The sequence below is a fragment of the Veillonella montpellierensis DSM 17217 genome, assembly GCF_000426745.1.
Classification (GTDB): domain Bacteria; phylum Bacillota; class Negativicutes; order Veillonellales; family Veillonellaceae; genus Veillonella; species Veillonella montpellierensis.
This window is the reverse complement of record NZ_KE384564.1, coordinates 104,547-123,391: the sequence shown is the minus strand read 5'-3', so window position 1 is coordinate 123,391 and position 18,845 is coordinate 104,547. Positions and strand designations below refer to the sequence as shown.

The following is an 18,845-nucleotide window of genomic DNA, read 5'->3' as shown; positions in this document are numbered from 1 at the left end:
TGGATACGGTAGGACGATATGAAGGAGCAATAAAAGAGTATATTCGCAATCAACTACAAGAAGATATAGCACAAGATACATTAAACTTTAAAGAGTATACCGACCCGTTTACGGGTGAGCCAGTAAAATAGGCAAAAGAAAAGCCCCCGAGTAGGGGGCAGCCAGTGGTAATAGAGTGGTTGTCAGATCATTCAATGCCCTCTTTAGAGGGCTACCACTAGAGAAAGACCCTTATAGGGTCAGAGCAAACCACCCGTTCTACGGGTGGTTATGATTGAAAGAAATACTTAAGGTTATGCCGACCAATAAAAGTATCTTTGATATATATAATACCATGATTATACAATCCATGTTAGACAACTCGATCCCAACATGGGGAGATACCATTGTATGGCGTGATTTGAATAATTATGATTGTTCTTGTGTAGACGAAGATATGAATAGGATGATAATCAACTGCTACTGGTATATGCTGACTGGTATATTTTGACGGTTATTAGGGATAGGATCCCTCAGTCATTCGGCTTAATCATGGAATAGAATGTCCATAGGATGATGAACCATACGGGCGTAAAGAGTAGAGCGATACGTGTTTCCTCGCTGATAGCTAGAATGATGAGAATGCCCACAAAAAATGCTAGAATCAGATAATTCATAATCGGATAGAAAGGCATTTTGAACGGATTTGTCCGTGCTAATTCAGGGCGTTGCCATCGGTATTTGAGATGGCAAATTACCATCATGGCCCAAATGAACATAAAGCAGAACGTGGAAATACTAGTAATCATGACAAATACAGCTTCTGGCATGACGTAGTTTAATATGACGGTCATCAATAGAATGGAGGCAGAAAAAATAGTAGCTTGAAAAGGTACGTGACTATTCGTCAATCGTTGCATGCCACTAGGTGCATATCCTTTCTTTGCCAAGGCGTAAATCATGCGCCCTGTACTAAAAATACCGCTATTACAAGCCGATGCAGCCGATGTGAGAACTACAAAATTTACAATAGCTGCGGCGGATACGATGCCCACTGCTTTAAATACTTCTACAAAGGGACTTCTGGCAGGATCAACAGCCGTCCAAGGGTAGATACTCATAATGATCGCCAAGGAACCAATATAGAATAGGATGATACGTAGGGGAATGTTGTTGATCGCTTGTGGAATGACTTTCATAGGATCTTTGGTTTCCCCAGCGGTTAAGCCGACCAATTCGATGCCGGTGAAAGCAAATACGACCATTTGAAAGGATAAAATAAATCCTTCATACCCATTGGGAAACCATCCACCATAGCTCCATAGATTGACGAAAGAAGAAGGGCCAACATTGGTGGAAAAACCTTGACCAATCATAAGTAGGCCGATGACGATGAGGGCGATAATGGCAATGACCTTGATGAGGGCAAACCAGAATTCCATTTCTCCAAAATTTTTAACGGCGCGCAAGTTCATGGTTACCAATAGAATGAGTACGACTAAACTAGGGATCCATTGCGGTATGGACGGATACCAAAACTGAAAGTATAAACCGGTGGCGGTTAAATCGGCCATGGCGAGAGAAATCCAACAAAACCAATAGGTCCAACCAGTGATAAAGGCGGCCCGATCGCCTAAATACATTTCTACAAAGTCGATGAAAGAATGTTTACTCACATCGGATAGTAGAAGCTCGCCTAAGGCGCGCATGACAAAAAAACAGATAAGACCAGTTATGACATAGGCGAGTAAAATGGAAGGCCCTGCTAAGTGGATGGCGCGACCAGCACCTAAAAATAAACCAGTTCCGATGGCACCACCAATGGCGAGTAGTTGCACGTGCCGATTTTTTAAACCCCGTTGTAACGTTTCTTCTTCTGACATATTAGAGACCTCTCTTTACTATGAAGTATATGACTATATTGTTTTATGATAAAGTATCCACCGATAAAAGTCAAATGTATTTTTGAGAAATACAAATTTATATTTTCTCATAGGTATTACGGCGATAGGCCTTATAAGAAAATATCACCGCTTCGTGCTACTAATGGGTATAGTGGCACGGGGCGGTGATATGTAGTTCCTACATAGGCAATCAGACATGTACTATGATTGTAATGGATACGAGGCGGTCAGAGCCTATTTGACGATTCAATCGCGCCATAGGACATCACTCAATCATAACTTGTATCATAGCCTATGGTACGAGTATGTAAAAGTGTGAATAGGTGTGTGATACGTGCACTTGTCATAGATGATACTTGTATAAAGGGATGAACGGTAGCATCTATAACAGGAGAGTACGGTAGGCTCTATTGTGCTTTGATATCTAAGGCGTGTAATGCGTGAGCTTTTAAAAGGCAATATAACGAATTAACACCAAGATGGCGAGTACGTACATAATCCAGTTGACTTCCTTAGCGCGTCCAGTGATGAGCTTAACAAGTGGATAGATAACGAGCCCTGCAGAGATACCGTTAGCAATGCTGTAGGTGAATGGCATTAAGGTAATGACTAGGAATGCAGGGAACCCTTCTGTCCAATCGTCAAAGTCGATATCGCGAATGGCACCAATCATTAAGGCACCGACGATGATTAAAATTGGTGATGTAGCACAACTTGGTACGATGGTGATTAATGGGGTAAAGAAGAGACATAATAGAAATAGAATACCAGTAGTCACTGCGGTTAAACCCGTGCGTCCTCCGGCACCAACACCTGCCGTACTTTCCACAAAGGCGGTAATCGTACTAGCACCGAGTAAAGAACCGACACTGACACCGATAGCGTCTACGGTCATAGCTTTGCCAAGGCCTGGGAAAGAACCCGTTTTAGGATCGGCAATCTTCGCCTTGGTAGCGGTGCCGATTAATGTTCCCATGGAATCGAATAATTCCACAAAGGTGAAAGAAAAGATGATGGTGATTAAGCCCATATGAAAGGCGTTCGGTATATCCAATTCAAAAAACGCCGCTTTGCTCATGTCGGGGATAGCGAGGCAAGTAAAGTTGTCAGGAATGGTAGCATTTCCGGTTACATGCGCCACGATAGTGGTAACGATGACACCGATGAGTAAGGATCCTTGTACGTTGCGTGCCATTAATAAACCGGTAATAATAACGCCAAATAAGGATAGCAATGTATGAGGATCGTGAAAGTTACCGAGCGTTAGCAAGGTTTCAGACGCTGGTGGCACTAGGGAACCGTGGGATTGACTGAGTGCGGCCATTGATTCTGGACTTAACGATAGGGATACGGTCATCAGTCCTGATAATTTTAATCCAATAATCGTGATAAATAAGCCGATACCTACGGTGATGGCTATTTTCATGGAAGCGGGAATGCCTTTTACGATCATTTGTCGAATGGAAGTGAGCGTTAATACGAGAAAGACCATGCCCGATATAAAAACGGCACCTAGGGCAGTTTGCCATGGAATATGCATGCCTAATACTACGGTAAATGCGTAGAATGCTAATAGACCTACGCCAGGGGCTAAGGCGATGGGATAATTGACGATGAGTCCCATAGCGATGGTTACTAGACCGCCGCCGAGTGCAGTAGCGATTAAGACCGCATCTTTGTCCATGCCGGCAATACCTAAGATGTTAGGCGCTAAGAATAAAATATAGGCCATTGTGATAAATGTTGTTAATCCAGCAATGATTTCTGTTTTAACAGTCGTATTTCTTTCTCGTAACGAGAAAAGTTTTTCTAACATTTTTTACCCTCCTAGCAAAATTGTTCGTAAATATATCTTATTGTAGCATGCTTACCCTATTTCGTATATAGTAAATTATGGTTTACTAAGGATTCTTCGATACGACCCATACAGTGATGGAGGGGAATTTATTTTATAAATACATATCTAACTTGTTGGAATTTATGCTATAATAGAACAGTAACGAATGAATGATTGTATTGCGCATCGTTCAGGATATGGATGGGAATGATACCGATTCAGCCCCATATCGATATACTGTATATTAGCTGATTGTGAATAGAGGTTTAGATTATGAAGATTTCCACAAAGGGACGGTATGCATTGCGTGTCTTGGCGGACATCGCAGAGCATGGAACAGATAAAAATGTATCCATTCGTGAAATGGCAGAACGTCAAGAAATTTCAGATAAATATTTAGAAGGCATTGTAGCTCGGTTGAGTGCTGCGGGATTTGTAAAGAGTGGTCGCGGCAAGTATGGTGGCTATCGCTTAACGCGGGAACCAAAAGATTACAACGTTTACGAAATACTAAATGCGGCGGAAGACTCCATCGCCTTAGTGGCTTGTTTAGAAGATGATGCAGATATATGTCCTCGTGCAGATAGCTGTTTAACGATGCCACTTTGGACACATTTGCAGCTTCGTTTTCGTGAATGTATGGAAGAAATTAGTTTGCAAGATGTGATGGATCGCAAATTTTCTGTATAGTGCGAGTGCCTACAAATTAATATGTGAATAGGCCCTGTTGCAATCTATGCAATCTAGAGGAAGAAAGCAGTTTAACTGTTACCCTTGCAGGTTTCATGTGAATAGTGGTATACGTCTATAAGATAGTATATCACTGTTTTTTATTCACATATTCCTAGGATAGGTTATACATCTCTTATAGTGTAATGCGATTAGATAGAAATAAAGTGTGATAGATGTAGTGGATAGAAGGAGAGATTGTATGAACAAAGACTATTTAGAAGATAAAGAATTAGGGGGCATGAAAAACGTTTGGATATTAACCATTTCCATGTCGGCGTTGGCTGTGTGCTATACCATGCTAGTGCCATTTTTGCCAGTGTACTTGTTAGAATTAGGCGTATCACAAGGCAGTGTGGCCATGTGGTCAGGTGTTGTCTTTTCCATCACCTTTTTAATCGCTGGGATTATGGCACCGATTTGGGGCAAAATGGCGGATGCACGAGGCAAAAAAATGATGGCCATTCGTGCAGGCATTGCGATCGGTATTTCCTACGTACTCATCGGCCTCGTTACCAACCCATGGCAACTACTCTTGGGGCGTGCTTTTCAAGGATTTGCTAACGGATTCATGCCAGCGGCGATGACCCTCGTATCGCTTAGCGTTAGTGAAAGACGGGTAGGAAAGGCGCTCGGCATCTTTCAGACGGGGCTTATACTGGGGAATGTCATTGGCCCATTTCTAGGTGGTTTTGTAGAAAGTTTAGTGGGCATGCGCCCCGTATTTTATGTGTCGGGTGTTATTGTCATTCTATCCACCTTGGCGGTGGCGTTTTGGGTAAAGGAACCGAATGTGGCGTCGAAAGCGTTACAATCGAATCAGACTGATGAGGAAGCATCTGCCACTAAGAAACACTCCACATCCTTGTTAGACGACTGGAAACAGATTCGCAGTAACCATATACTGGTGCGGTTATTATGGGTATATTTTGCCATGCAATGTGCCATTTTGATGTTGCAACCAATTTTGGCCTTGTTCGTAGGCGAAATGGAAGGATCCATGGAACATGCGGCGATGATTTCCGGTACCATTTTGAGTGTTGGCGGTTTAGCAGGTTCTGTTACTACTAGTTTCTGGGTTCGTTTAGGAGAACATAAAGGCTATTTCCAAGTTATCTCTTGGTGCTTAGCTGGTACGGGGGTCGTACTTTTATTACAAGCGTTGCCACTAGGTATTTATTGGTTCGGCGCCTTACAAATTTTAGTAGGCTGTTGTATTGTAGGCATTAACCCATCCTTGAGTACGGCGGTTACGCTCCATACAGAGGCGAGTTTCCGCGGTCGTATGTTTGGCATGGCGACGATGGCACAACAATTTGGTAGCATGATAGGGCCATTATTTGCCAGCGTCATTACTACGTTGTTAGGATTTTCACCAATGTTCGCCATTACTGGGGCCTTATTGCTCTACATGTCGTTCATGACGAAACAATTAATTACCTATGAAACGTGTACTCGTGAAAGTAGTAGTCGCTAAATCATTGCTACGTAATGTATGTTAGACGTTTCTCGGCTAGACTCACGTTGTGACATGGTGGCACAGTAAGAGGCGCCACAAGAGAGAACATGCCTAGGCGTGTTCAAGTTTCCTCATTTGACGGTGATTATGATATAACCGTTTGCGATGTAAGAGTACAGACTTAGGTGAAGGGGCGTACTTTTAGAATCTAACGGTGGCCGTGATAGCACGTAAGGGTTAATCATAGGTCATAATAGAACATAAGGGCAATCATTAAGGAGAAAATTTCTAGGACCTAATGGCACGTTTCAGTAACCGGTATGCATGATGGCGATGGTGTGATGATGCATGGCAATCTATGCTTAGATTCATTCGTATATGCGTAGGTGAGCATGAAAGGGTGATAGGATGCGTGTTGTATGTATCGGCGACAGTTTAACGCATGGATATGGCGTTACATTTGGTTGTGGCTGGGTCGAATTATTAAGTGCAGCGTACGAGGGGAGGATACAATTCGTTAATGCCGGTATCGATGGAGATACCTTAGAAGGCATGTTGTATCGCGTTCATAGGCTCATAACTGATGCGGATATGGTCATTCTCATGGGCGGCACAAACAATGTGCTCATGGGGCGGGATGCGACGAGTTGTCTCACCCTATTAGACCGTATCATTCGAGTGGTACAAGAAGAAGAGATCCCATTGATGGTATGCTTAGCGCCGCCTATTGATGGGGAAATAGCAGAGGAAGACAGTGTGCTACGTGATTATAATGAATTAGTTAGAAACTATTGTGAGGACCGCCACATTCATACGATTGATTTCTATCATCTTATCGATACCCATAGAAAAAAAGGCGAAGCTCTATATGTGGGCGATGTGCATGTGAATGAGCGGGGCCATCAATACATGGCAAACCTAGCACAAGCGGCTATTGATGCCTATGGTGACCTACGTTAATAGAGACATCATCTGCACCTACTATCGTACTGTCTAGTACCTATAGAAACCTATTCGCCTAATTCTACAATATTATCAAATAGTAATCTACATTGTAAGGAATTAGAATTTTTATCGCCATGGTAATGACCGAAATACCACTTTTTATAGGTTAGACGATTGTGTAACTCTGTTAGATACGCCTGTGTGGGACAGGCGAGTAATAATTTATTGAAAGCTAGCTCTTGGTAGACGGAGAAAAATTGTTCTGGCGCCGTATGAGTAATCACATAATCTACGTGCCAATTAGCATGTTCTAACACGTCTATACCATGAGCTTTTTCCGAGGAAGAAGCATTTTCTTCGGGCCACCAAGAAATGTGTTCCGTGCGAGATGCTTTGTCGACACTCGTTGCACCGCCAAAGGCAAATATAGAATGCCCCCCTAAAGTGAATAATTCACCACGGCATAAGTGATAGATGTGGGGGGCAATTTTTTGTACCCTACCGCCCCATCGCTCCTCGTAGGGGAATGTTTGTAGCAAATCAAAATTTTCGTGATTACCATCGATAAAGCAAGTGGTAAATTCATAGTCTGACAATAGGCGGAGTAATTTAGTATCATTTTTAGATCGGTCGCTTCCCGGTTGCCACCAAGGGATTCCAAAATCGCCAGCTACAAGTAACACATCCCCTTTCCCTAATTGGGGACAACGCTCTGATATCGATGTAATCACAGGTTCTTCACCATGTAGATCGCCAGTTATAAAAATACGCATAAGACACCTCTCCTCTATGACGATGATTTAAAGAATATACATTATATAAGAAATACATTATGATACAATACTATGGCTACGCATACAATCATGAAACTATCGATAAGCTATATAGGCTATATCGAGTAACATACGTGGAATTGGTAAGACAATAGCGTGTATAGGCTAGTACCGACCAGTATCTATCGTTCGCTATAAGTTACGTATAGCATACTATAAGCGGACTATAAAGTATAGACAGAGGATAGGGTCTCATACGCTAGGATAGAATCTATAGATAAGGGATACAGCGATAACCTAGATACACAGGAGCATTCTTACTCTTGTATGGTCGTCATTTTCACCATTGTAGTTTATGCAATACTTATTAGATATACGATCGTGACGTGGTTGTTAGTAATGTATCATGTGGTGAGCAGTGTTTTAACGTCCACGTCATGTGCATGGCAATCCTTATGGGTGATTCGGACAATTTGATAGGGCTACTACGATTTTTGTTAGATGAACTATAGCAACTACGTTTGAAGGATTCACGCAATTTGATAGAAATCATAAGCAGATTCTTTTACATAGCGCCACCTTTCAGAATATAGGGAATGAAAGGAGGTGAGATGTATGAAAAAAGAAATGGAGTCTACGAAATTGATCCTTCGTTTAGAAAACGGTTTGAATACAGCAGGCAAGATGACGTATAAACAGGTTACGTTTTCACGTGTTGTAGATAGTGCTAGTGATGAAGCGGTGCAAGCTGTGGGCGCAGCCTTAGCCACATTGCAAGATAAAGCGTTACAGGCGGTGATTCGTTTGGATCAACAAAAATTATCTGCTGAGTAGCGGATAGGGTGTAGGACCTATGCTCGTGATGAGTGATAGGGTTTGATGATGATAGTAAGGGAGATGTTAGTATGGTAGAACGTCAAGTGTTATATTTAAAATTTGCCACACCGAGTGGTAAAGAGTCTTCGGTAACAGTAGCACATCCTAAAGCAGGGTTAACATTAGCCGATGTGACGAAGGTAGCCTCTGTGATTACCGATAAACAAGCATTAGAAAGTGCTAATAAAGAACCGTTGGTATCTTTTAAAAAGCATATATTGTAACGACCACCACACAAGAGTTGGTGTAATATATAGGGTAGATTAGTATAACGGACCAGGCAGTTCGTAATTGGTGAAAGCCCCTCACCATAGGCAATGAGTGTATTGCCTATATAAAAGCCCCTATCATAGCCGTAGTGCATTAGTAATGTATTGATTACTAACACGCCGTGACTATGATAGGGACTTTTTTTTGTCATAGGAACGTGATGTATATTCTTTATGCCTATGATGGCATAGGCGTCTTCGTTTATGGAAGAGGAAAGCTAAAATTATCAATCAAACGCGTTTGTCCGATGTATACGGCCATAGCGACTAGCACAGGGCGATCGATGACCGATACGGTTTCCATGGTGCATGCATCGACAACTTCTATGTATTCAGTACGGGCCAACGGTTCTTTGTCGATGATGGCATGCATGGCTTGTAGTAATTCGTCGGATTTCATTCCCTGGTGAATGATGTGTTGACCGTGAAAGATTGCTTTTGATAGACAAAGCGCCGCTGTTCGTTCCTCTGGCGATAAATAGGTATTACGAGATGATTTAGCTAATCCATCTGCTTCACGAACGATAGGGCAACCGATAATTTCTACGGGGGTGTTAAGATCTTCCACCATCTTTTTAATAATCGCTAATTGTTGTGCATCTTTTTGACCAAAATAGGCGCGGTCAGGGGTTACGATGTTGAATAGTTTAGTCACCACCGTACAGACACCGTGAAAGTGAATCGGGCGACTTAGGCCGCATAAATGCTCATTGAGGCCATTGACGATGACGGATACATGAGGGTCATGATACATGTCGCTAGGATCTGGGAAAAATACGATATCTGCCCCCAGACTTTCACAAAGAGCCTGATCACGTTCGGGATCACGAGGGTAGGTAGATAAGTCTTCCGTAGGTCCAAATTGAGTAGGATTGACAAAGACGGATACAACGGTATGATCATTATCGGCGACGGAGCGCTGAATCAAAGAAGCGTGACCTTCGTGTAAATACCCCATAGTGGGAACGAAACCAATGGAGCTGTTTTGGCGTTTCCATTCCCTTACGGCGTGGCGCATATCTTGAATCGTAGTTATTATTTGCATAGATGTCATCCTTTCTTGGTGTAGATAGAGAAGATAGCTCTGTTCTGACAAATAGATTACTTCATATCGGCTAATAAGCCATGTGTTTCATAATGAGTGAGTCTTGTAATATGGTTATTGTCATCTACAAATACGACAGATGGTGCATGATGCTTACATTCTGTGCTATCCACATGAGCGTAAGCCATAATAATTACTTTGTCGCCAGTGCAAGCACATCGAGCGGCAGCGCCATTTAAACAGATAACGCCGCTATGTGCCTTGCCGGCAATGGTATAGGTTTGAAAGCGTTCGCCATTATTGACATTGACAATGTCTACTTTTTGATATTCTTGTATACCGGCTGATTCTAGTAAGTGCGCATCAACTGTAATGCTACCTACATAATCGAGTTCGGCTTGTGTTACGGTGGCACGATGAATTTTGCCAGCTAATAATTCTATGGTCATAATAGATGGGTACCGATGATGATTACCGTGTAGAAAATTTCTACATGGTATGAAAGTACCGTAGACTCCTTTCTGGGATATGTACAAAAAAAGTCCGATGGAGATATTCCATCGGACACAGTAATATTACGATGATACAGAAGATGATATAGACTGGGCGGTCATTATATACTAAGCATGCTAGTTTCATAGGACTTCTCTTGCATAGAAGGCACATACGGCAGTACATGTGTGGAATCTAACATAGGCATCCATCAGCCAAGCATGTAGCAATCTAGTTAGTAAGAAGATGTTTCTGGTTCATCCTAGAAACACCTACAATCGACCTATCTATTGCCATGCCGTAGGTAACTATGACAGCATAGTGGCCTACGGCGGTGTGTATATCTTTGTATACTCTATGAGAGAAGCGATCTTGTTCACATCGTGTAGATTGTGCAAGGGCGACTCTGTTTGTAAATTGGTATAAAGTAATGTGTCAGATAGAGTATAGTTTCACAGAATACTATCTCCGCTAGTAGTATACCACAGATTCAGCGAGGGCGGTATAACAAGTAGCAGTTTTTATCAATGGGGCCTATGGTGAAAGCTAGCGATAGAGGGTTAGAAAATTAGTTTTTTATGAATGTTAGGATATACTTATACTACATGGTAAGGGGATAGGGAGTGACCACCTATGGGTTCAGCGAGGGCGGTATAACAACTAGAAATGTTTTAATCAATGGGGCCTATGGTGCAAGTTATCGATAAGGGGTTAGACATGGAGAGTTTTTATGCATGTAAGGATATCCTTGTAATCGATTCATGCGGTAGTTAACCGCATATCATGGTGGTGAGTTGAAGCCTCAACATTTTAAGCTACCTATGCGGTAGTTAACGGCGCATTTTATTTCTAAGCTACCTATGCGGTAGTTAACGATATAACGCGTACTGCTATAAATATGGCTTTTCTAAGTACCTTTGCGATACATGATACGGGTACACATCGAATGGTTACGTATGGATATAGGAACGTTAGCATAGAGCGTTCACTTTCACTTGTCTCTAGTGTATACTATAACTATATAGGGGTATAGGACAAAACGTGCTATACATCTAACCCCATGAATTGTTAAAAGAATAATCATATTATGCGCACCAATCCATACAATGGCATCTTTCCATGTGGGGTCGAGTTGTCTAACCTGGATTGTACAATCATGGTAATATATATAGCAGAGATAGTAGCATAGGTGTTCCTAAGGAGGTTCTTATGAGACAACCATTTTTATCGAAAAAATCGTTAGCTAATAGCCTTGCTGTTTGCGCTAGTACGGCGGTAGGGTATTGGGCGAAAGACAAGTCGCATCGCACAGTAGGCGATCATGTAGCACTCGGCGCCAGTGTGCTTGGTGTAGGTGTCACTGCTTTGGGGGCCGCGGCGTTGGTGCTTGGTAAGATTAAAAAAGTGGCGAAATAGTACGTGTGTGGGATGGACTTTCAATACGTGAGTAGCCATGATATACTATATGGACGTATGTAGTTAGTGTAAAAGGTGGAAATTATGAGAATTACCTATTGGTCAGATTTTGCAGATCCTTATTGTTATATTGGAAGAAAGCGTATGCTACAAGCAATCCGCGAGATTGGTGAAGAAGATCGTATTGAATTGGAAATGCGTTGTTTCGAAATTGATAAAGAATCGCCGATAGAAACTACGGAAACGATGGTAGAATCGTTGATGAGACGTTTTCATGCGTCGCAAGAGGAATGTGAAGCTAAGGTAGCAGAAATTGATGCGATGGGGCAAGGCGAAGATAGCCGTTTTAGTTATCGTAAGGCGACGCGCACCAATACGATGGATGCACATTGTTTGGTAAAGTATGCCTGGTTTATTCGTGATGAACAGCGATTTGAGCGCATGGAACGAATCGTAGATGCCTTATTTGAGGCTAATTATATTCATCATGAAAATCTAGCGGACCATGAAGTATTACTTCGCATTGCTCATGAGGTAGGTCTTGCGGTGGATGATGTTCGCCATATGTTGGAAACAGGCGACAATCAAGTTGATGTGCGTGATGATGAAGCGATTGCTAAGGATTTAGAAATCAGTCGTGTACCATTTTTTGTGCTAGATTATCAACAAGGGTTTTCTGGCGTAGGGACAGTAGAAGATTATAAAGAGGCGTTACAAAATTCTTTATGGGAACGAGAAGAACCACATCAATGATGTGTTCGATACGGCGTGTGTAACGATGTATTGCAGTGAACATGGGGACTTTACAAGAGAGGTAATAGGTGATGAGAATTTCAACGAAGGGGCGCTATGCATTGCGAATCTTGCTGGATTTAGCACAACAAGATACAAAGAAACCAGTTTCCTTGCAATCCATTGCAGATCGTCAACACATTTCAGAAAAATATTTAGAAGGCATTGTATCACGGTTGAGCGCGGCTCAATTGGTGCGTAGCATCCGCGGAAAATATGGGGGTTATACACTATCGAGAGCGCCATCAGACTATACCATATTGGATATTTTATTAGCTACGGAAGACTCGATGGCCATCATTGCTAGCCTCGATGAAGGCGTTGCCACAGAAACTGCCGTGACGGATATAGCCGTCGGCTTTTGGGCGGGCTTACAAAATTATATTCATGACTATTTACAAAGCGTTACCCTAGAAGATATATTACAAGGTACCTATGCAAAGCTAGATGACAAATACGATCACTACTATGGGTTAATTTAGATGGCACTAGCAGTGGTGATCTGGTCGATATCGTTGTTGGCAGTCATGCTCCCTATATAGTTGATTTATTACCGATTGGCAATGATTGTTTTTGGTATTGATATGAGCCATCTATTTTTTATAGCATATGTATACCTATATATCTATTACTCGCGATACCAGGTTGGGCAGTGTCCGTACGTCGGTTGCATGATATTAATAAATCGGGTTGGTGGGTATTAATTTCACTTATTCTATCTATTTTAGGAACCTTAGGGTTTATATACAATTTTATGCATGAAAATTGGTGGATGTTAACGCAATTCATGTCCGGTATTTTATCGTTATATTTGAGTTATTGTATTTTGCGTCGTGGCGATCCTCAAGCCAATCGATTTGGGCCGAATCCAGTTCCAGAGGAATAGCAAGATAGGATATGAGTGCCATCGTTGCGTTATTAGATGCTGAGTTACTATAGAAATACATGCATGTTGCTGATGTTGAAAGTCGGCAATGTGCATGTTTTTTATTGCTCTTTATTAGATTATAAATAGTCATAATTGTATATCATCATAGGTATAGTTTTTCATCCTATGATGGTGGAATAAAAAATCACCTACCGCATCGTGAGTATGTAATGTCACGATGCGGTAGGTGATTTTGGGGTTATAGGATACATGGCTATACATCTAATCCTATGACTGTTAGATAACTATAGGCGTATTATTTTTTATGATCCGGTACATAGTTATCAGTTTGGTTGTCGCCCCACCAAAAGATACCGCTTTGGTCGGGTAGTACGGATTTATTAAATTGTGGTTCTTTAATACCTGCGCGTTTTTGCGCGATATAATCGTTTAGAGCTACGACGGCTTGCTTACCAAGTAAGACGATAGCCGTTACGTTTGTCAATATGAGGCACGCCATGAATAAGTCGGCCATGTTCCATACGAGTTCTAACGATGAGATACAGCCAATGAATACCATGGCTACTACGAGAAGACGGAAAATGTTTAATACGTATTTTTTATCGGTCATATGAGTAATGTTTACTTCTCCATAGTAGTAGTTACCGATGAGAGAGCTAAAGCAGAACATCATGATGAACACGGCTAACGCGTAGGGAGCCCATGGTCCTAGTTCTTGGGCTAGGTTATGTTGTACGAGGGCCACACCAGTCAAACCAGTGGTGGAATAATCACCGATGACTAATACGATGAATGCGGAAGAGGTACAAATAAACATGGTATCCACGAATACGCCGAAAGCTTGTACGAGGCCTTGTTTTACTGGGTGGGATACATTGGCAGTAGCGGCCGCATTTGGCACAGACCCTTCACCGGCTTCGTTGGTAAATAAGCCACGCTTGATGCCGTTAATCATGGTAGCACCTAGGAAACCGCCACCAGCAGCGTAGGGATCGAGGGCGGAAGCGAAAATGCTATAAATGACATGCGGAAAATGATCGATGTTGGCAATGATGACATATAAAGCGGTGCCGATATAGAGCAAGGCCATGATAGGTACGATGACTTCACAGGCTTTGGCAACACGAGTGATACTACCAAATACGATGATGCCGGTTAAGATGGCCGCTATGATGCCAGTATAGGCTACGTCGATGTGGAATGTTTCGAGTGACAAGGCTAATGTATTGGCTTGTACGGAGTTATAGATAAGACCGTAGGTAATTGAAATGAGTACAGCGAACAATACGGCGAACCATTTGCTTTTAAGGCCATAGCGAATGTAGTAAGCTGGACCACCGTAGAAACCGCCATTAGGCAAAGGTTCTTTATAGATTTGGGCTAGCGTACTTTCAATAAAGCCAGTAGCCGCACCGATTAAGGCAATCACCCACATCCAAAATATCGCACCAGGACCGCCTAGCACTACGGCAATGGCGATGCCTGCAATGTTCCCTACCCCTACGCGAGAGGCGGTACTTACGCAAAAGGCTTGGAACGAGGATACGTGATTGTTTTTTGTTTTCGTACCGACCCCATCACCTAATAGACGAATCATTTCAGGAATTTGACGAAGTTGTACGAGTTTTGTGGTACAGGTAAACCAAAGACCGGCACCAATTAAAATAAAGATGATTAAATAATTCCATAGGTATCCGTTAATGTCGGATACAAGATTGTTGAGTGCAGATTCCAATGCAAACATTCCTTTCTCTTGAAAATATAACATAAAGCATATATAAAGGTATCTTTACCAATTATATCAATCTAAACTATATACGGTGAGTGACAGGATTGGTGAAGGTGTTGTCACTACTGATAATTATAAGGGTGTTGTGAATATATTCTAATAAGAGATTCACTATTGTCCCATGATTATAGTTGTAAGGACGCTTCTACATCATGGGCTGTTTCTCTATCTTCCATACCCGTTAATAGGGCTTGTTCGGAATGTTCCATGTGAATGCGAGCTATTTTTCTAGCTTGTAAGGCGTTGTGAGCACCGATGGCCTCTACAAGCTGGCGATGCTCTTCCCAGGTTTTTGCCAAACGCCCAGGCTGGTTCATGGATACAGAACGGAAACGAATGATTTGTTCGCGCAGATTATGCACAATTTCTGCTAATCGATCATTGCGCGATGCCTTGTATAAGACTTCGTGAAATTTTATGTCCGCGTCTACGATGCGGTCCATATCTTTGCTCTCTATATGGTCGCTAATTTCTACCAACATGCGCTCTAGTTCTTCAATTTCTTCTTCCGTAATGCGTTCGGCTGCGAGCCCTGCCGCCAATTCTTCTAGGGCCGATCGAATTTCAAAGACTTGTGTAATGTCTTTGAGGGAAATGTTGGCCACATAGGTGCCGCGGCGCGGAATCATAACGACGAAACCTTCCAGTTCAAGTTTGCGAATGGCCTCGCGAATCGGTGTGCGACTGACGCCGAGTTCTTCAGCCAAGGGGATTTCCATCAACCGTTCACCCGGTTGTAACACGCCATCTTGAATGGCTTGACGCAAGGTTTCGCTTACCACTTCACGCAGTGGTTTATAGGCATCTAATTTGATGGGTTGTAATCGTGTATCTTTCATGATTGCTCTAGATCCTCCTCTGTACAAGTTTTCGTAATGAGTGTTAGCCAATCGTGATTCGCGGCCTTAACTTCTTCTTGTAAGGCGAGGGCATCACGGGCCGTATCTAATAGAACGATCATCGTAGGTCCGCTACCCGTCATGATAGTATCATACCCTCTGGTGGTAAAGAATTCTTTACAAATTCGTAATTCATCATGAATGGGGAATAGCAACTCTTCAAAGGTATTGGCACTGGCTTTGAAAGCCCCTATAAAGTCTTGGTTTTGATAATGATTGACGACGGTGTCAATGGTGCCAGTAGAGATTTGACTGGACCCATCAAAGCGATGGTACGCTTGTGCCGTTGATACCGATAGAGTCGGTTTGACTACTAATAGCCAATGCGCCTTTGGTACGGGTAAGGCTTCTAGTACGTCGCCACGACTGGTGCCACGGGCCGCGCCACCTTTTACTAGGAAGGGTACGTCCGCCCCTAAGGTGCTAGCAATGGATAGCAATTCGTCGTCGGTAAGTCGTAGGTCCCAAAAGCGATTTAATCCGAGTAGCATTGCCGCCGCATCGGCGCTGCCACCGCCAAGACCAGCCGCAGGCGGTACTCGTTTTAGTAGATGAATGGCTGCACCCAATTGGCAACCTGTATAGTCTTGGATGGCACGGAGTGCTTTCATAGCCAGGTTGCTTTCATCATAGGGAATCATGTTTGCCATATAGGCAGGTAGTTCTGGGGCCATTCCTGAAAATACGACGGAATGGTGACGGGCAAAATAAATAGAATCGCCTAATCGTATGGATTGAAAGATGGTATCAATGGCGTGGTATCCATCATCGCGCTTGTGTAAGATGGCGAGACCAACATTAATTTTGCTATGGCTCAGTTGTTCCAAGACAATCTCCTTTACGTGTTCTTTATTGAAATAAAACATTAATTAGTATAAGATTAGCATATATAATGCCACATGTAAGGTGGCCGTATTGATGGAACCATAGTATATTGACTATGTTCTATAGAAAACAATGTGCATCTATGAATCTCGTGATGGTTCATACATTGACATATGTTATTAGTAGTATTATATAATATGGTAACGTATTAAGTATAGTCTATATGACATGTAAAATTCAATGTTTCTAGTAAAGTTATGTAACATAGATTGAAAAGAAAGGCGGTACGTATGGCACACGAATTAGCAGGTACAGTGGTGCGCGCAGAAGATATCATCGATGTGATGGCACTATACGAGGCCTATCAACAGAGAATGCCAGATGTGCATGATGCTTCGCAGTTGGTATCGTTTGGTACATCGGGTCATCGAGGAAAAGCCTTGGAGGGCAGTTTTAATGATTTACATGTGGCGGCGATTACACAAGCCATTTGTGATGGCCGTAATAAATTTGGTGCTACTGCTCAGTGCTTTGTGGGACAAGATACGCATGCTCTATCGCAAGTGGCACTAGTAACGGTGTTAGAAGTGTTAGCCGGTAATGGGGTAGTGGCGGCTGTCGATAAGGATGGCGGCTTTGTGCCAACTCCATCTATATCGCGTGCCATTCTTCGCTATAATGGAGCGCATGATGAAAAAGCGGATGGCATTATTATCACCCCTTCTCATAACTCGTCAGATTGTGGGGGCATTAAGTACAATCCGATTCATGGAGGCCCCGCTGATACGACGATTACACAATGGATTGAAACGCGTGCCAATGACTATTTACTAGCTGGCGGTGAAGGGATACAACGAATTTCCATCGATACTATGGCACCGTCTGTACAAATTCCTTATGACTATCAAGGATTATATGTGGAAGAGTTACAAGGGATTATTAATATGGACGCCATTAAAGCGGGCCAGTTACATATCCTCGTTAATGCGCTTGGTGGCAGTGGGAGCGCCTATTGGAAAGCAATTCGTGATCGCTATGGATTATCCTTAGACATCATTCACGACGAGTACGATCCTACATTTAGTTTTATGACCTATGACCATGATGGCGTGATTCGCATGGATTGCTCCTCTCCCTATGCGATGGCACCAGTGATTGCACAGATTGGTGACTATGACTTGGCAGTGGGAAATGATCCCGATTATGATCGATACGGTGTGGTAACCCATGAAGGGTTGCTAGCAGCCAATCATTTTTTAGTGGCCGCCAGTGCCTACTTGTTCACCACTCGCGGTTGGAAGGACAAAGGGATTGGAAAAACAGTAGTGGTTACATCTCTTGTAGATGCGTGGGCCACAAGTCATCATGTGCCAGTGTATGAAGTGCCTGTAGGGTTTAAATATTTTGCACCCCTATTGTTTGACGGGACCATTGGCATCGGCGGTGAAGAAAGTGCAGGCGCCAGTTTCTTACAAAAAGATGGCTCTGTGTGGACTACGGATAAAGATGGCATCGTGATGGCACTCTTGGCCATGGAAATGCTAGCCGTAACGGGCAAAACACCGGAACAAATGTATCGGTCACTAACAGAAGAATACGGGAAGCCGGTATATGGCCGTATGGATGCACCGTGCAGCAAAGAGGCTAAAACGCTATTACAATCCTTAGCACCTAGTGATGTAACCGCAACAGACCTAAATGGTGAACCAATTGTTACTATGCGCACCACATCCACCTATGATGATTTGCCGATTAAGGGACTCTACATTGCTACCAAACGAGGGTGGCTAGTGGCTAGACCGTCAGGTACGGAAGACCTTTATAAAGTGTACGGTGAAAGTCTAGATGGCAGAGAAGGCCTTACGGCCTTACTTCGGGCAGGGGAAGAACTTGTATCGACTGTGATTGGTGGATAGTGAAAGTAAAA

General features: G+C 42.8%; 18 protein-coding genes and 2 pseudogenes. 12 read left to right on the top strand and 8 right to left on the bottom strand.

The features are described 5' to 3' along the window. Positions 1-131 (top strand): annotated as a pseudogene (locus tag K357_RS09995) (IS200/IS605 family transposase); the annotation flags it as partial. 149 nt (positions 132-280) lie between these two features. Beyond that, positions 281-490, top strand: a pseudogene (locus K357_RS09990) (hypothetical protein); the annotation flags it as partial. 22 nt (positions 491-512) lie between these two features. On the opposite strand, the gene K357_RS0108290 reads toward K357_RS09990, so the two are convergent. Together K357_RS0108290 and K357_RS0108285 are read right to left on the bottom strand one after the other, a co-directional pair. After that, on the bottom strand, positions 513-1,862 hold the full coding sequence (locus K357_RS0108290) for an amino acid permease (protein ID WP_028258275.1): 1,350 nt from the start codon (positions 1,860-1,862) through the stop codon (positions 513-515). 469 nt (positions 1,863-2,331) lie between these two features. Next, entirely contained in the window at positions 2,332-3,699 is a 1,368-nt protein-coding gene (locus tag K357_RS0108285; RefSeq protein ID WP_028258274.1) for an NCS2 family permease, read from the bottom strand. 294 nt (positions 3,700-3,993) lie between these two features. On the opposite strand from K357_RS0108285, the gene K357_RS0108280 reads away from it, so the two are divergent. From K357_RS0108280 to K357_RS0108270, 3 genes are all read left to right on the top strand, one after another. After that, on the top strand, positions 3,994-4,410 hold the full coding sequence (locus tag K357_RS0108280) for an RrF2 family transcriptional regulator (RefSeq protein WP_028258273.1): 417 nt from the start codon (positions 3,994-3,996) through the stop codon (positions 4,408-4,410). Positions 4,411-4,651: 241 nt separating this feature from the next. After that, positions 4,652-5,926 carry an MFS transporter gene (locus K357_RS09255; RefSeq protein WP_051212181.1) on the top strand — a complete coding sequence of 425 codons (1,275 nt, stop codon included), beginning with the start codon at positions 4,652-4,654 and terminating at the stop codon, positions 5,924-5,926. A 390-nt stretch (positions 5,927-6,316) separates the two neighbouring features. Then, a complete protein-coding gene (locus K357_RS0108270; protein WP_028258272.1) occupies positions 6,317-6,868 on the top strand; it encodes an SGNH/GDSL hydrolase family protein in 552 nt (183 codons plus the stop codon). A gap of 50 nt (positions 6,869-6,918) precedes the next feature. On the opposite strand, the gene K357_RS0108265 is transcribed toward K357_RS0108270, so the two are convergent. Further along, on the bottom strand, positions 6,919-7,626 hold the full coding sequence (locus tag K357_RS0108265; protein WP_038114035.1) for a metallophosphoesterase family protein: 708 nt from the start codon (positions 7,624-7,626) through the stop codon (positions 6,919-6,921). A gap of 615 nt (positions 7,627-8,241) precedes the next feature. On the opposite strand from K357_RS0108265, the gene K357_RS0108260 reads away from it, so the two are divergent. Together K357_RS0108260 and K357_RS09250 are read left to right on the top strand one after the other, a co-directional pair. After that, on the top strand, positions 8,242-8,460 hold the full coding sequence (locus tag K357_RS0108260; protein ID WP_028258270.1) for a DUF1659 domain-containing protein: 219 nt from the start codon (positions 8,242-8,244) through the stop codon (positions 8,458-8,460). 71 nt (positions 8,461-8,531) lie between these two features. Next, positions 8,532-8,726 (top strand): DUF2922 family protein, encoded by a 195-nt coding sequence (locus K357_RS09250; protein WP_038114033.1) that lies wholly within the window; start codon positions 8,532-8,534, stop codon positions 8,724-8,726. Between the two features lie 247 nt (positions 8,727-8,973). Here the strand turns inward: K357_RS09250 and panC are convergent, their stop codons facing one another. Both panC and panD read right to left on the bottom strand, forming a co-directional pair. Further along, positions 8,974-9,816, bottom strand: a complete 843-nt coding sequence (gene panC / locus K357_RS0108250; RefSeq protein ID WP_028258269.1) for a pantoate--beta-alanine ligase — start codon at positions 9,814-9,816, stop codon at positions 8,974-8,976. 56 nt (positions 9,817-9,872) lie between these two features. Beyond that, positions 9,873-10,265, bottom strand: a complete 393-nt coding sequence (panD, locus tag K357_RS0108245) for an aspartate 1-decarboxylase (RefSeq protein ID WP_028258268.1) — start codon at positions 10,263-10,265, stop codon at positions 9,873-9,875. 1,252 nt (positions 10,266-11,517) lie between these two features. On the opposite strand from panD, the gene K357_RS0108240 reads away from it, so the two are divergent. The 4 genes from K357_RS0108240 (at position 11,518) to K357_RS0108225 (ending at position 13,402) form a co-directional block, all read left to right on the top strand. Beyond that, entirely contained in the window at positions 11,518-11,724 is a 207-nt protein-coding gene (locus K357_RS0108240) for a hypothetical protein (protein ID WP_028258267.1), read from the top strand. An 84-nt stretch (positions 11,725-11,808) separates the two neighbouring features. Then, positions 11,809-12,477: a DsbA family oxidoreductase gene (locus tag K357_RS0108235; protein ID WP_028258266.1), complete on the top strand. Its 669-nt coding sequence runs from the start codon at positions 11,809-11,811 to the stop codon at positions 12,475-12,477. A gap of 71 nt (positions 12,478-12,548) precedes the next feature. After that, positions 12,549-12,998 carry an RrF2 family transcriptional regulator gene (locus K357_RS0108230; RefSeq protein ID WP_028258265.1) on the top strand — a complete coding sequence of 150 codons (450 nt, stop codon included), beginning with the start codon at positions 12,549-12,551 and terminating at the stop codon, positions 12,996-12,998. 113 nt (positions 12,999-13,111) lie between these two features. After that, on the top strand, positions 13,112-13,402 hold the full coding sequence (locus K357_RS0108225) for a DUF805 domain-containing protein (RefSeq protein ID WP_081658440.1): 291 nt from the start codon (positions 13,112-13,114) through the stop codon (positions 13,400-13,402). A 298-nt stretch (positions 13,403-13,700) separates the two neighbouring features. Here the strand turns inward: K357_RS0108225 and K357_RS0108220 are convergent, their stop codons facing one another. The 3 genes from K357_RS0108220 to ispE form a co-directional block, all read right to left on the bottom strand. Then, positions 13,701-15,140: an alanine/glycine:cation symporter family protein gene (locus K357_RS0108220; protein WP_028258263.1), complete on the bottom strand. Its 1,440-nt coding sequence runs from the start codon at positions 15,138-15,140 to the stop codon at positions 13,701-13,703. A 179-nt stretch (positions 15,141-15,319) separates the two neighbouring features. Beyond that, positions 15,320-16,033, bottom strand: a complete 714-nt coding sequence (locus K357_RS0108215; protein WP_038114028.1) for a GntR family transcriptional regulator — start codon at positions 16,031-16,033, stop codon at positions 15,320-15,322. Beyond that, a complete protein-coding gene (gene ispE / locus K357_RS0108210) occupies positions 16,030-16,920 on the bottom strand; it encodes a 4-(cytidine 5'-diphospho)-2-C-methyl-D-erythritol kinase (RefSeq protein WP_028258261.1) in 891 nt (296 codons plus the stop codon). Before ispE ends, K357_RS0108215 begins: the two co-directional genes overlap by 4 nt. Before the next feature lie 288 nt (positions 16,921-17,208). Between ispE and K357_RS0108205 the strand changes: the two genes are divergently transcribed. Further along, positions 17,209-18,834: a phosphoglucomutase gene (locus K357_RS0108205; protein ID WP_028258260.1), complete on the top strand. Its 1,626-nt coding sequence runs from the start codon at positions 17,209-17,211 to the stop codon at positions 18,832-18,834. The last annotated feature ends 11 nt before the right edge of the window (positions 18,835-18,845 follow it).

Coding starts and splice junctions, on each gene's coding strand:
- K357_RS0108290 (WP_028258275.1), bottom strand. CDS start 1,862: ATGTCAGAAGAAGAAACGTTACAACGGGGTTTAAAAAATCGGCACGTG.
- K357_RS0108285 (WP_028258274.1), bottom strand. CDS start 3,699: ATGTTAGAAAAACTTTTCTCGTTACGAGAAAGAAATACGACTGTTAAA.
- K357_RS0108280 (WP_028258273.1), top strand. CDS start 3,994: ATGAAGATTTCCACAAAGGGACGGTATGCATTGCGTGTCTTGGCGGAC.
- K357_RS09255 (WP_051212181.1), top strand. CDS start 4,652: ATGAACAAAGACTATTTAGAAGATAAAGAATTAGGGGGCATGAAAAAC.
- K357_RS0108270 (WP_028258272.1), top strand. CDS start 6,317: ATGCGTGTTGTATGTATCGGCGACAGTTTAACGCATGGATATGGCGTT.
- K357_RS0108265 (WP_038114035.1), bottom strand. CDS start 7,626: ATGCGTATTTTTATAACTGGCGATCTACATGGTGAAGAACCTGTGATT.
- K357_RS0108260 (WP_028258270.1), top strand. CDS start 8,242: ATGAAAAAAGAAATGGAGTCTACGAAATTGATCCTTCGTTTAGAAAAC.
- K357_RS09250 (WP_038114033.1), top strand. CDS start 8,532: ATGGTAGAACGTCAAGTGTTATATTTAAAATTTGCCACACCGAGTGGT.
- panC (WP_028258269.1), bottom strand. CDS start 9,816: ATGCAAATAATAACTACGATTCAAGATATGCGCCACGCCGTAAGGGAA.
- panD (WP_028258268.1), bottom strand. CDS start 10,265: ATGACCATAGAATTATTAGCTGGCAAAATTCATCGTGCCACCGTAACA.
- K357_RS0108240 (WP_028258267.1), top strand. CDS start 11,518: ATGAGACAACCATTTTTATCGAAAAAATCGTTAGCTAATAGCCTTGCT.
- K357_RS0108235 (WP_028258266.1), top strand. CDS start 11,809: ATGAGAATTACCTATTGGTCAGATTTTGCAGATCCTTATTGTTATATT.
- K357_RS0108230 (WP_028258265.1), top strand. CDS start 12,549: ATGAGAATTTCAACGAAGGGGCGCTATGCATTGCGAATCTTGCTGGAT.
- K357_RS0108215 (WP_038114028.1), bottom strand. CDS start 16,033: ATGAAAGATACACGATTACAACCCATCAAATTAGATGCCTATAAACCA.
- K357_RS0108205 (WP_028258260.1), top strand. CDS start 17,209: ATGGCACACGAATTAGCAGGTACAGTGGTGCGCGCAGAAGATATCATC.